Below are 12,743 nucleotides of genomic sequence, written 5' to 3' on the forward strand. Positions count from 1 at the left end.
CGCTGTGACGCAGCACCTCGACACCCATCGCAATCTGCACAGCGACCAGGGTGCGTTGCGCGGCGAACACCCGGGCCGGGCGAAGAACCCCATCATCAAAGTGCGTGACCTCGCGTGGTTGGAGTTCGAGAAGCCGGACCTGACCCGCGCCGAGACGTTCGCGCACGCATTCGGGTTCACCACCGAGCTGCGCACCGATCGGGAGTTGCACCTGCGCGGCGCGGACAGCGGCACGGTGTGCGTGATCATCCGTCGCGGGCCGCGTTCACGATTCGTCGGTCCGGCGTTCGCCGCGCACGACGTCGCTGACGTCGAGCGGCTGGCGGCGGCCACCGGGACACTGACCCGTCAGTCGCCGGACAGCATCGGCGGCGTGACCGTCGAACTCGTGGACCCGGCCGGAATGCCGGTGCGCGTCGTGGCCGGCATGCGTGACCTTCCGGAACAGCCGGCCCAGCCCGTTCATACGTTCAATTTCGGTCGAGAGGTGCTGCGTACGAACGCGACTCAGCGACCGGTGCGCGAGCCGGCGCGGATTCAGCGGCTCGGACACGTGGTGCTGCAGAGCACCACGTACCGGCGGTCGCTGGACTGGTATCTGGAGCACTTCGGTCTGATAGTCAGTGATTTTCTCTACTACCCCGGCCAGCGCGAGCGGGGGCCGACCATGAGTTTCATCCGGTGCGACCAGGGGGCGACACCCACCGACCATCACACCATGGCCATGGTGCTCGGACCGGCGGACCGTTATGTCCACTCCGCCTATCAGGTAAGCGATCTCGATGCGATCGCCGCCGGCGGCGAGTACCTGCGAGAGCGCGGCTTTCGCAGGTCATGGGGTATCGGTCGTCATATTCAGGGAAGTCAGATCTTCGACTACTGGCGCGATCCGGACGGCTTCCTGGTCGAACACTTCAGCGACGGCGACTTGTTCGACAACACCCTGGAACCAGGATGGGCGCCGATGACGGCCTCCGGGCTCGCCCAGTGGGGACCGCCGGTGACCAAAGACTTCCTCGGCATCGCCCCCGGCAAGGAATCACTACGCGAGCTGCGCTCGATGCTGAACGCTGTCCGCGACGACAACGAATTCGACCTCACCCGCCTGCGGGGACTACTGAAAGTGGCACGCTCATGACGATTTCGGTCTATCGCACAGCTGACGGATGGTGGGCCGGCACAGCCGACTCGGTCGCCCGGATCGCCACCACAGCAACCACCACCGCTGCGCTGCTGGCCGACCGGTCTGCCATCGATGCCGCGGTCGCCAACACCGAGACGGTGGCGCCTGCGACGCTCGAACTGCTCTCGCCGGTCACCGCCCCGTGTCGGGTCGTTGCGCAGATGACGAACTTCGCGTCGCATGTCATCGACACCGGAGGCGACCCGAAGTCGGTGCCGCTGACGTTCTTTCGGAAGGCATCGGGGTCCATCACCGGCCCCGTCGACGACATCGTCAAGCCCACCCACGTCCGACTGCTGGACTACGAGGTGGAGATCGGCCTGGTGATCGGGGCCGACGTCCCCGTCGGCACCACTGTCACCGCGGACAACCTCGCCGACTATATCTGCGGACTTGTGGTGACCAATGATGTCAGCGCGCGCGATGTCCAGTTGACCAAAACTCAGTTCTACGAAGGCAAGTCGTATCCAGGTTTCACCCCGGTGGGACCAGCCCTGGTGCTGGTGGACCGCGACGAACTGGCCCGCTTCGACGACCTGCGGCTACGACTCAAGGTCAACGGGCAACTCCGGCAGGACAGCACGGTCAAGGCCGACATGATCTACAAACCGGTCCAGGCCCTGGCGGCGCTGACCCGCTTCCAGACACTGTCCGCCGGTGACCTGATACTGACCGGCACCCCGGTCGGTACAGCACTGTCCGCACCCCCCAAGGCGGTGCAGAAGCTCTCCGCCCTGCTGCCTGACGAACTGAAGTGGAAACTGTTCTTCGCGGGCCAGGCCAAGAACACCAGTTATCTGCATGATGGCGACATCGTCGAGGCCACGGTCGGAACCGACGACGGCAAGATCGACCTCGGAACTCAGCGCAACCCAATCAGATTCGCATGACGGCGCTGCCCGCCTTCATGCCTGTGGTGATCGTCGGTGCCGGCCCGACAGGCGTATCGGCGGCGACCGCACTCGCCCGATACGGCGTCGACTGCCTGGTGCTGGACCGCTGGACTGATGTCTATCCTCAGCCGCGCGCGGTCCACCTCGACGACGAGGTGTTCCGGCTGTTGGCGGGACTGGGAGTCGGCGAGCAGTTCGCGGCGATCTCGCGACCGGCCCGTGGGCTTCAGCTCCGCGATCCGGACATGCGTGTGCTGGCCGAGTTCCGCCGTGAAGAGGCGCTGAGCGCCAACGGCTATCCGCAGGCCAACATGTTCGACCAGCCGGATCTGGAACGACTGCTGCGCGACAACCTCGAGAAGCATCCGAACGCCGTATTACGGGGCAACGCCGAAGTTATCGACGTCGTGCCGATCAGCGCCGACCGTGCACGCGTCACCGTCACCGACCGGTCCACCGGCGAGCAGCACTGTGTCGAGACGCGCTATGTGCTCGGTTGCGACGGCGCGAACAGTCTGGTGCGCAAGGCGATCGGTTCGCACATGGACGACCTGAAGTTTCAGCAACGCTGGCTCGTCGCCGACGTGATGACCGACGCCGACCTGGGCCAGTGGGACGGCGTGCACCAAGTCTGCGATCCCGGCCGCGCCGCCACCTACATGCGCATCGGACCATCCCGCTACCGGTGGGAGTTCCGGTTGCTCGAGGAGGAAACCGCCGACGACTATGCCACGCTTGCGGCGCTGTATCCGCTGATCCGTCCCTGGGTGGACGGAGTGGCCCCCGAAGAACTGGATCTCGTGCGGGTCGCCGAGTACACCTTCCGGGCTCAGATCGCCACCCGGTGGCGCCGGTCGAACATGTTCATCCTGGGCGACGCCGCTCACCTGACCCCGCCGTTCATCGGCCAGGGATTGTGTGCGGGACTGCGCGACGCGATGAATCTGTCGTGGAAGCTGGCGGGCGTGATCAACGGCTGGCTGCCCGAGGCGGTGCTCGGCAGTTACGAGGACGAGCGAAAGCCGCACGCCCGCAATCTCATCCGCTTCGCGCTGGCTGTGGGAGCGGCAATGACCGCAGGGGGTCGCGTCGGAGATGCGCTGCGCAGAATCGTCGTGCCCCGGTTGCACCTGATCCCCGGCGTACGAGACAAGGCCGTGGACAGTGCGACACCGGGACTGCGCGCCAGTGGCCTGGTCATGAGGTCGCCGGGACGGCGACAGCTTGCCGGCAGACTCTGTCCGAACCCGATTGTGTCGAACGGCAAACGATTCGACGAGATCGTGGGCCGCGCATTCGCGGTGGTCACCGCGGTGCCAATCACCACAGCGCAACGCGACGAGATGGATCGCCGTGGCGCCGTCGTGATAGCGGCGCAGCCCGGTACGGAATTGGCGTCATGGCTACGCGCCGGGCGGGCCGCGGTGGCGGTGGTCCGTCCGGACCGTACCGTGCTGACAGCGGGCCGGAGCGTGGCGAAAGTGCTTGACGCAGTGCCGGCTTTCGCACCGCACGTCCAGGCCGCCCATGTCTAGGCCGGCCATCGCGGTCCCGACCTACGAGCCGGACCTCTACTCGACGCAGGCGATCCTCGACCCATACCCGCACTACGCGCGGCTGCGACAGCTGGGCCCGGTGGTCTGGTTGCCCAAACAGCGGGTGTATGCGCTGGCTCGCTACACCGAATGCAAGACGGTGTTGCGCGACGACGACGGGTTCATCTCCGGCGATGGCGTCGGTCTTTCCGCGGTGTTCAACAAGCTCTCGCGGGGCACAACGCTCAACAGCGACGGTGAGGAGCACGACCGACGGCGCAAGCTGCTGGCCCACCGGATGCTCCCCAGAGCCCTGCGAGAGCTCGACGAGGTCATCGACAGCCAAGCCAGGGATCTCGTCGCGAATGCGGTTCGCCGGCGCAACGTCGACGGCGTCGCGGATCTCGCTACGGCGCTTCCGGTTTCAGTGGTACCCGACCTGGTCGGTTGGCCCCGGGACCGGCGACAGTACCTGTTGCGCTGGGGCGGTGCAACGTTCGATGTGCTGGGTCCGTTGAATCGGCACGCCGCGCGGTCGGTGCCGGCCAGCCTCCAGATGCTGCGGTTCGCGCGCGCCGTGGTCCGCGACCGCACTGTGCTGCCCGGCAGCATGGGTCATGAAATCCTCGAGGCGGCGCAGGGCGGCGCGATGAGCGCGCAGGAATGCTCCGCGCTCATGGTGGACTATCTGGTGCCATCCTTGGACACCACCATCAGCGGAATCGCCAGCGCACTGGCGTTGTTCGCACGCCACCCCGCCCAGTGGGATCTGCTTCGCGCTGACCCGGCGCTGGTTCCTGGTGCCGTCAACGAGGTGCTGCGCTACGAATCGCCACTGCGCGCGTTCAGTCGCAAAGTCCGTCGCACCACCGAGGTGTCCGGCGTCGAATTGCCTTCCGGATCACGAGTATTGGTGCTCTATGCCTCGGCCAATCGCTGCGAGCACGAATGGGAGCAGCCCGATGAGTTCGATATCCGTCGCAATGCGGGCCGACACCTCGGGTTCGGCCACGGAACACACGCCTGCGCGGGCCAGGCGCTTGCGCGCCTGGAGATGCAGGCGATGCTGCGCGCGCTGTGTGACGGCGTCAGCCGGATCGAACTCGTCGGCCCCCCAACGTGGGCGGTGAACAACATCATCCGCTGCTATGAGCGGCTTCCGTTGCGACTCGTGGCGGCCTGACCGGCGGCGCGCTAGTTGACCGGTACGTCGAGGATCGGGCGCTGAACCCCGGCGCCGGGGCCGTCGAAATGCCACCACTCACCGGAATAGACCGCCAGGCCGCCGTCGGCCATCGCGGCACGCAGCCGGGCGCGGTTCGCTTGTGCCGCCGCGCTGACCCCGGCGGTGGCGTATGCCTGCGCACGGGCGGAGAAGTCGTCGAAGTCCGTGCCCATGTCGACGAGCCGGCCGCGCTCGGCGATCGTCACGTCGACGGACCGTCCCGCCTCGTGGCTGCGCGCATACGGACCGGGCTTGGCCACCCACGCCGGATTGGGCACCTCGTCGAACATCCGGACCTGAACGTCGTGCGGGCGGTAGCAATCCCAGAACACCAGCACATCTCCTTGCGCTCGGAGATCGTCGGCGGCCTTCGCCAGCCCCGGCGCCATCGAGTTGTGCACCAGGCACCGCGCGTCAGCGGGGTAGAGCGGCACACCGACAAAGTTGTTCGGGGTCGCATAGCGCAGATCGACGACCGCGTCAGGTACCACCGTTCGTACATCGACGAAGCCGGCCGCCGCGGCCTGCGGGCTCACCGGCGGAACCTCGGCGCCGGGTGCGGCACCGGCCGGCACCGCCGCCCCGATGCCGATCACGACCGCTGCTGCGAGGGTCGGCACCGTCCGAATCGCGCTCATGTCAGGACGACTGGGTCTGCGGCGGAGTCTCCAGCCGCCGGTCGGCGGTGAGTAACAGGTTGTCGTAGGCCGCCCGCGACGGTGAACTGTCCGACTGGGAGAGGGCGACGAAATCGGCGACCACCTGCTCGGCCAGGAGTCGCAGTTTGATGTTGGCCTCCTGGGACCGCCAGCGCAGCAGCTCGAACGCCGCCTCGGACTCGATGCCGTACACAACCATCAGCATGCCCTTGGCCTGCTCGATGGTCGCCCGGTTCTCGGCGATCTCGGCGATAGCCTGGCTGAACTGCTTCTGATTACGGTCTTCGGTGGGCGTGACGTCGACGTAGAAGCCCTCGGTGCCGACCACCTCGCCGCTGTCGTCGAGCAGCTTGTCGGCCACCACGATCACGTGATGGATCTGGCCGGTGGTGTCGACGATCCGATGCCGGGTGCTGAAGGCCTGGTGGTGCCGTCGGACGTCGTCGAGCGTGGTTGCCACCTGTTGGTAGTCGTCCGGATGTTTGTGGGACAGCACCAGCTCGGTGGTGGGCGAGACCGTGCCCGGCTCGTAGCCGTGCATCATCTGGACCTCGTCCGACCATTCCCAGCGCTCGTCGGCGAAGTAGAACCGAAACTGTCCGACCTGCTGCGGACGGACGCCGGCCAAACCGTCGTCGCTGTCTGTCGCCGGATTCTGATCCGCAACCATTGACACCCCTCGTCCGACAACCCGTTCGGTTGTCGCCCTCCACGATTCTCCGCAGGAACCTGGACGCCGACGAGTGCCGTGTAGGCAGAACCCATCGCCATCCCAGGTTCTGCGGGCATTTTTTTCTACACCGTCCACCGGTTCGTTTTCAAGCGGCTTCTTTGCGTGCATGAACAACTGACGGTTTCTGAGGCTTCGGTGACACAAGTGACGGATGTAACAAAATGCGTTCTGGTCCGACAACACCGGTACAGGGCGTTCACGGCTTGGGGACGCTGCCCTGCGAACCGCGGAGGATATGACGGTGAAGCGCATGACGAACGCACCTGTCTGGGTCCGTAGCGCCTGTCTGGGGATCGGCGCGCTGGGCGTGTCCGCGGCCATCTTGTCGGCCCCGATGGCGGGCGCCGACCCGGCCGATCCCGCTGATCCTGTCGTACCGACGGTCGTGGCCGGCGACACCAGCGCCCCGCCGGCAGATGTATCGGCCCCCGCGCCAACGACCGCGCCGACGCCGGCGCCGGTGCAGCATCTGTCCAGCCCGGACAACCCGCCGCCGGGCACCACCACCACGGGCACCGACACCGCGCCGCAAGGCCGGTTGAGCTACCTGCGGGACCTGCTGCATGCGATGCGCACCCAGGAGGTGTCGGGCAGCGACGCATTGCTGTTGCTCACCCAACGACCGCTCGACGCCAACGCGGCGCCGCCGCCCGGCATGTCGTCGACTCCGACCGGGCCGGTCGGAACATCAGCTGCGCCGCCCGTCGCCGACGCGGGCGCGCCGGCGAGTTAGAACCTCCCGACCGCCTCGAGTGCGGCGTCGAGGTCGGCTTGGTAGCGTCCGTCGGCGTCGAATTCATGCCACCATTCGGTGCGCTGCAGCATCTGCAGGGTGCGGTCGGGAAGTGCGGTGATCATCAGCCGGATGCCTGCCCCGCGGAGCTCGAGGTCGAGCTCGACGAGGATGTGCAGCACCGTCGACTCGAGCACGGTCTGGCGAACCAAGTCCAATACCAACGTGCTCGAGCGCGGCTGCACCTCCAGCGCGGCGTCCCGGATCGCGGCGACGTTGGGACGCACGTTGGCGGCGTAGAGCGGAACCAGGCACCGCAGCACCAAGGGATCGGCCGGTATCAGGGTCGCGTTCTCGGGCTGCTCGACCCATGCGCAGTTGTCGTGACGGATCACCTGGACGACATGTGGCGCGTTGACCACGTGCAGCACCAACAGCAGAGTGACCGCGACCGCGACGGCCACCGCGGGAATGAGCCCGAACGCCAACCCGATCAGCGCGACCCCGACGGCGCCGACGCACTCGCGCGGGTTGAGGCGGTAGAGCCGGCGCAGTGCCGCGATATCGACCAGCCGGGTGACCGCCACGACGACGACCGCCCCGAGCACTGCTTGGGGAAGCAGGCTCAGGACCGGCGCGATGAGCAGCGCGACGACCACGGCCAGCGCCGCCAACACCAAGCCGCTGATCTGGCTCCGCGCACCGGAGCGCAGGTTCACCGACGTCTGGGCGAAACCACCGGCCGGAGGCAACGAATGGAAGAACGAGCCCGCGACCGCGGCTGCGCCCAGCGCGAGCAGTTCACGGTCAGGTTCGGTCGGGTTCTCCTCGGCGCGGCGCGAGGTACGTGCCACCGCGATCGTCTCGAGGAAGGCCATCACGGCGATCGCCAAGGCGCCCGGGACCAGGGGCACGATGTGGCGATCGAGGCGGGGTAGATCCGGCATCGGGAACCCGGACGGCACCGTCGGAACGAGAGCGACTCCGTGTGCGGGCAGTGCCACCACGGCACTCACCGCGATGCCGGCAGCGATCAGCACAAGCGGGCCGGGAACGCGTGGGGCCACCTTCGCCAACACGAGCAGCGCGGCGAGGCAGACGATCGAGATCGCCGCCGTCAGCGGGCTGGCCCGCGGAATGTCCGACAGCGCCGACCATGCCACCTTGAAGAATCCCGTGGTGTGTGGATGGGGCGCCACACCGAGCAGCTTGGGTAGCTGCGCAGCCATGACGGTGAGTCCGACGGCGACCTTGATGCCCACCAAGGTCATATCGCTGATGTTGTCGACGAGCATGCCTAACCGAAAAACCCTGGCCAGCAACAGGAAAAGCCCTACCAGCAGGGTCAGGGTCACGAGATCGCCGCGCTGGTCGTCGCTGCCGATGAGAACCCCGCCGGCGAGCATCGTCGACGCGGTCAGGGTCGACACCGTCGACGATGTGGTGACACTGGCGACCCGGGAGCCTCCCATGAAGGCGTACACCACCACAGGGACCATGCAGGTGTACAACCCGATCTGGACGGGCATGTTGGCCACTGTCGCGTACGCCATCGCCAGCGGGATGACCACGGCGCCGGTGCTCAGCCCGGCCAGCAGGTCGGCCTTCAGCCAGTGCGCACGATAGGGCCGGATGGCCGGTGCCAGCCAGGTAGGCGGTGCGGTGGTGGGCACGCCCGGAATTGTGGCACCTGGACGCGTTCCGTGTGCGTTACGAAGCAGGTCAGCCCATCACGCACTGTCGGCGACGCCGACCACCACCTCGTTGCGGCGGCGGCACGGCAGCGTCCACGGCGGATCGTAGAACCACGCCAGGGGTTCACCCGTGGGCTCGATGTCGTTGCGGTGCAAGGCTTTCATGAGCTGGCTGGTGCGCTCGGAGACCGCGTCGGGGCCGATGCTGCCGTTGAACCGCAGCACCGCGACGGTCTCGGGGGGAACCACCACGAGCCGCACCCGGTCGTCATTCGGGGTGGGCAAGGTCTCCAGGGTGTACTTCGACGGCATGAAGAAACGGATCACCCATTCGCCCGAGGCGTTGCGTTGCGTCGCGACCGGCGCGGTCATTGCGATCTTCTCGCTGGGCTGTTGGGCCACCGGCGCGGTCATCGCAATCTTGGCGCTGCCGGAATTGCCGCCGAAGATGTAGCGCGCCAGCAACCGGAATCCCTGATTGCGGGCTGACTCCTCATCGGCATCGATCGCCGTCTCGGCCGCGACGCGGGGTCCGTACCGGCGAATCTCCACACCATCGACCACGCGCTCGACGGTGAAGGCCGGCTCCTCGGTGCCAACCCGAATTCCCACGATGTTGCCCACGCCCTCGGCGACTTGCACCACCGCTGTCGCAACAGTCTTCAACACGAGCGCCTCCTTGTTCTATTGCAGGCATACCCTCCCGGCAGGTGAAAGTCGATTACCTGTTTCTGACGCACTTTCTCCCCTGCTGTCGGCCCGCGCGAACGGGCCAGATATCGTCCGGGCATGACACGGGTTTCGGTAATCACCGGGGGCGCGGGCGGCATGGGTCGGGCCACCGCCAGGATCGTCGGCCGGGATCACACGGTGGTGCTCTGCGACGTCCGGCAGGACCGGCTCGACGGCGCCGTCGCGGAGCTGGAGAGCCTGGGGATCTCGGCGACACCGGTGCACTGCGATGTCACCGACCGCGATGCCGTCGCGCGACTGTTCGAGACCGCCGCCGGCCTCGGGCCGATCGCGTCGGTGATCCACACCGCGGGTGTCAGCCCGAGTATGGGCGACGCCGACTACGTCATGACCACCAACGCCATCGGCACTCTCCGGGTCAACGAAGCGTTTTTCGCCACGGCCGCCGACGGATCGGCGATCGTCAACGTGGCGTCGATGGCGTCGCACATGCTGCCCGACGAAATCGTCCCCGCCCAGCATTTCGATCTGGCCTTCACCGATGAACCACGGTTCCTGACCGAGATGCTGGCGGCGTGCGACATCGCGGGGGATGAGATGCGCTCCGGGCTGGCCTACAGCGTGAGCAAGACCTTTGTCAGGTGGTACAGCTCCGCACAGGCCGAGCGGTTCAACGGCCGCGGCCTGCGCATCGTCTCGGTGTCGCCGGGATCTGTGGACACCGAGATGGGTCTGTTGGAAGCCGACGCCGGTGCCGGCGCGATGGTCGCCAACGCCGCGGTGCCCCGCTGGGGGAAGGCCGAGGAGATGGCCGAACTGTTCGCGTTCTGCGCGAGCGACCGGGCCACCTATCTGACCGGAACCGACATCCTCAACGACGGCGGCGTGATCGCCTCGATGCGCGAACGGGCCCGGGTGGCCACCCAAAACGCCTAAGGGCGAGTCAGTTTCGCGTACCGAGCGCGGTGCTCATCGGTGGAGCCGAACTCGTATTGCAGCGCGGTGAGTCGCTTGAAGTAGTGGCCGATCGCCAATTCCTCGGTCATCCCCATGCCGCCGTGGAGTTGGACGGCGTTCTGGCCGATGAACCGCGCGGCTCGCCCGATGGTCGCTTTGGCCGCCGAGACCGCCCGGGCCCGAACCTTCGGCTCGGCCTCGAGGTTCAGCACCGCGAGGTAGACCGCGGCGACGGACTGCTCGAGCTCCATGTACATGTCGACCATGCGGTGTTGTAGAACCTGGAACGTGCCGATCGGCTGACCGAACTGCTGGCGTTGCTTGCAGTACTCGACCGTGTCGGACAACACTTTTCGCATGCTTCCGACCGCCTCTGCGCACACCGCCGCCGCGCCTTCGTCGCGAGCGCGGGCCAGCGAACCGGACGCGTCCTCGGTGAGCAGCGCGTCAACGGGCAGGCGCAGGCCGTCGAATGTGAGGTCGGCTCCGCGCCGGTCGTCGATGGTGCGGTAGCCGTGCACCTCGACTCCGGGCGGCGGGCCGGCGGCGTCGAATTCGGTGAGAAACAGCGAAACCCCATGCGGGTCAGCGGGTTCACCTGAGGTTCGGGCGGTGATCAGCAGATGGGTGGCCAGCGGGGCGGCGGTGACGACGATCTTGTTGCCGGTGATGACCCACTCGTCGCCCGCGCGGACCGCGGTGGTGGACACCGCGTGGTCACCGTTGTCCGGCTCGGTGCCGGCCAGGACGACGATCGCGCTGCCGTCGGCGATGCGCTCCAACAGCGCGACAGCGGAGGGGTGGTCGGCGCGCTGTAGCAGGCCACCGGCGACCACGACGGTGTCGATGAAGGGCTCGATCACCAGTGCGCGGCCGAGTTCCTCGGCGATCACCATGATTTCGACGGGGCCGCCGCCGATCCCGCCGACCGACTCCGGGAAGGCGGCGCCGAGGATGCCGAGGTCGTCTGCCAGAGCACGCCAGATCTCGGGCTGCCAGCCTGGTCCGATCTTGGCCGCGGTGCGGCTCTTCTCGAGGTCGTAGCGGGTGGCCAGGAACTTGCCAAGGCCGTCGCGCAGGAGCTCTTGTTCTTTGTTCAGGTTGAAGTCCATTACAGCCCCAGGGTCGCTTTGGCCAGAATATTGCGCTGAATTTCGTTGCTGCCCGCGTAGATTGAGCCGGCCCGGTCGTTGAAGTACCGCAGCGGCGCCACCGCCTGCCACGGCTGGCCGCTGACGTAGCCGTCTGCCGGCGGCTCGAAGTCGGCGACCGGACCGCCCGGCTTGGTGGCGTGCGGCTGGTATGCCCGGCCGTGCGGGCCGGCCGCTTCCATCGCCAGCTCGGTGATCGCCTGCGAGAGTTCGGTGGACAGGATCTTCAGCATCGACGACGCCGCGCCCGGGTGGCCGCCTTCGGCGACCGTTGTCAGGACCCGGAATTCGAGGATCTCGAGTACCTCCGCGCGGATCCCCACATCGGCGAGCTTGGCGGCGAACGCCGGGTTGTCGATCAGCCGGCCCCCGTCGGGCCCGGGCTGCTCGGTCGCCGCCGTGGCGATGGCCCGGGCCATCGCCTGCAGCCCCGGTGCCGTCGCGCCGCCGCCGCGTTCGAACTCCAGCAGATACTTGGCCACCGTCCAGCCGTCGTCGATCTGGCCGATCACATTCGATGTGGGCACCCGCACCCCGTCGAAGAAGAGCTGGTTCTGCACCTGCTCGCCGGAGGTCATCACCAGCGGCCGGATCTCGATGCCCGGAGCGCTCATATCGATGAGCACGAAGGTGATGCCCTGCTGCTTGCGGCCCGTACGCGAGGTACGAACGAGGGCGAAGATCCAGTTGGCCTCGCCGGCATGGGTGGTCCAGATCTTGCTGCCCGTGCAGACCAGGTCGTCGCCGTCCCGCACCGCCGACATCGACAGCGACGCCAGGTCCGAGCCGGCCTCGGGTTCGGAATAGCCCTGGCAGAAGAAGACCTCGCCGGTGAGGATGCGGGGGAGGAAGTACTCCTTCTGCTCAGGCGTGCCATAGGCGATGATGGCGTGCGCGACCATCGAGATCCCCATCGGCGACAGCGCCGGAGCCCCGGCGAGAGTCGACTCGCGGCTGAAGATGTAGTGCTGGGTCAGGGTCCAGTCGCAGCCGCCGTATTCGACCGGCCACGCCGGAGCGGCCCAGCCCCGCTCGTGGAGGATCGCCTGCCAGGCCATGCTGGCCTCGTGGTCGGCGTAGACGCTGGTCATCAGCCGGCCGGCCTGCCGCAATTCAGGAGTGAGCTTCTCGTCGAGGAACGCCCGCACCTCGTCTTGGAACTCGAGATCTTTCGCCGACCACGACAGGTCCATCAGCTGTTCCTCCATCTGCACACGGCCGTTCTCAGAAGTAACCGTAGCCCGTCGTCGGTGGCGGGCTTGCGCTGGGTGTCACTCATTCTGCGCT

At 67.2% G+C, this 12,743-nt stretch carries 12 protein-coding genes; 6 read left to right on the forward strand and 6 right to left on the reverse strand.

Annotated elements, in window-relative coordinates; genetic code table 11:
• The first annotated feature begins 4 nt into the window (after positions 1–4).
• From AB4879_RS03610 to AB4879_RS03625, 4 genes are read left to right on the forward strand one after another with little or no spacing between them, the layout of a single operon-like run.
• Positions 5–1,138 (forward strand): VOC family protein, encoded by a 1,134-nt coding sequence (locus AB4879_RS03610; RefSeq protein ID WP_370506473.1) that lies wholly within the window; start codon positions 5–7, stop codon positions 1,136–1,138.
• A complete protein-coding gene (locus AB4879_RS03615; RefSeq protein WP_370506474.1) occupies positions 1,135–2,073 on the forward strand; it encodes a fumarylacetoacetate hydrolase family protein in 939 nt (312 codons plus the stop codon). The genes AB4879_RS03610 and AB4879_RS03615 overlap by 4 nt, the downstream gene beginning before the upstream one ends.
• Positions 2,070–3,611 carry a bifunctional 3-(3-hydroxy-phenyl)propionate/3-hydroxycinnamic acid hydroxylase gene (locus tag AB4879_RS03620; RefSeq protein ID WP_370506475.1) on the forward strand — a complete coding sequence of 514 codons (1,542 nt, stop codon included), beginning with the start codon at positions 2,070–2,072 and terminating at the stop codon, positions 3,609–3,611. Before AB4879_RS03615 ends, AB4879_RS03620 begins: the two co-directional genes overlap by 4 nt.
• Positions 3,604–4,794: a cytochrome P450 gene (locus AB4879_RS03625; RefSeq protein WP_370506476.1), complete on the forward strand. Its 1,191-nt coding sequence runs from the start codon at positions 3,604–3,606 to the stop codon at positions 4,792–4,794. The genes AB4879_RS03620 and AB4879_RS03625 overlap by 8 nt, the downstream gene beginning before the upstream one ends.
• Before the next feature lie 11 nt (positions 4,795–4,805).
• On the opposite strand, the gene AB4879_RS03630 is transcribed toward AB4879_RS03625, so the two are convergent.
• Complete coding sequence (locus AB4879_RS03630; RefSeq protein ID WP_102808961.1) at positions 4,806–5,474, reverse strand: M15 family metallopeptidase; 669 nt, start codon at positions 5,472–5,474, stop codon at positions 4,806–4,808.
• A 1-nt stretch (position 5,475) separates the two neighbouring features.
• Entirely contained in the window at positions 5,476–6,165 is a 690-nt protein-coding gene (locus AB4879_RS03635; protein ID WP_370506477.1) for a PAS and ANTAR domain-containing protein, read from the reverse strand.
• A gap of 313 nt (positions 6,166–6,478) precedes the next feature.
• On the opposite strand from AB4879_RS03635, the gene AB4879_RS03640 reads away from it, so the two are divergent.
• Positions 6,479–6,961 (forward strand): hypothetical protein, encoded by a 483-nt coding sequence (locus AB4879_RS03640; protein ID WP_370506478.1) that lies wholly within the window; start codon positions 6,479–6,481, stop codon positions 6,959–6,961.
• On the opposite strand, the gene AB4879_RS03645 is transcribed toward AB4879_RS03640, so the two are convergent.
• Together AB4879_RS03645 and AB4879_RS03650 are read right to left on the reverse strand one after the other, a co-directional pair.
• Positions 6,958–8,634: a SulP family inorganic anion transporter gene (locus AB4879_RS03645; RefSeq protein WP_370506479.1), complete on the reverse strand. Its 1,677-nt coding sequence runs from the start codon at positions 8,632–8,634 to the stop codon at positions 6,958–6,960. The genes AB4879_RS03640 and AB4879_RS03645 overlap by 4 nt on opposite strands.
• A gap of 57 nt (positions 8,635–8,691) precedes the next feature.
• Complete coding sequence (locus tag AB4879_RS03650) at positions 8,692–9,324, reverse strand: heme-binding protein (RefSeq protein ID WP_102808958.1); 633 nt, start codon at positions 9,322–9,324, stop codon at positions 8,692–8,694.
• Between the two features lie 120 nt (positions 9,325–9,444).
• Here AB4879_RS03650 and AB4879_RS03655 point away from each other — a divergent pair, with 120 nt between their 5' ends.
• Entirely contained in the window at positions 9,445–10,284 is an 840-nt protein-coding gene (locus AB4879_RS03655; RefSeq protein WP_370506480.1) for an SDR family oxidoreductase, read from the forward strand.
• Here AB4879_RS03655 and AB4879_RS03660 read toward each other — a convergent pair.
• A complete protein-coding gene (locus tag AB4879_RS03660; RefSeq protein WP_370506482.1) occupies positions 10,281–11,417 on the reverse strand; it encodes an acyl-CoA dehydrogenase family protein in 1,137 nt (378 codons plus the stop codon). The genes AB4879_RS03655 and AB4879_RS03660 overlap by 4 nt on opposite strands.
• Positions 11,417–12,649, reverse strand: a complete 1,233-nt coding sequence (locus AB4879_RS03665; protein WP_370506549.1) for an acyl-CoA dehydrogenase family protein — start codon at positions 12,647–12,649, stop codon at positions 11,417–11,419. Before AB4879_RS03665 ends, AB4879_RS03660 begins: the two co-directional genes overlap by 1 nt.
• Between the last annotated feature and the right edge of the window lie 94 nt (positions 12,650–12,743).

Source organism: Mycobacterium sp. SA01 (assembly GCF_041287105.1).
GTDB lineage: Bacteria > Actinomycetota > Actinomycetes > Mycobacteriales > Mycobacteriaceae > Mycobacterium.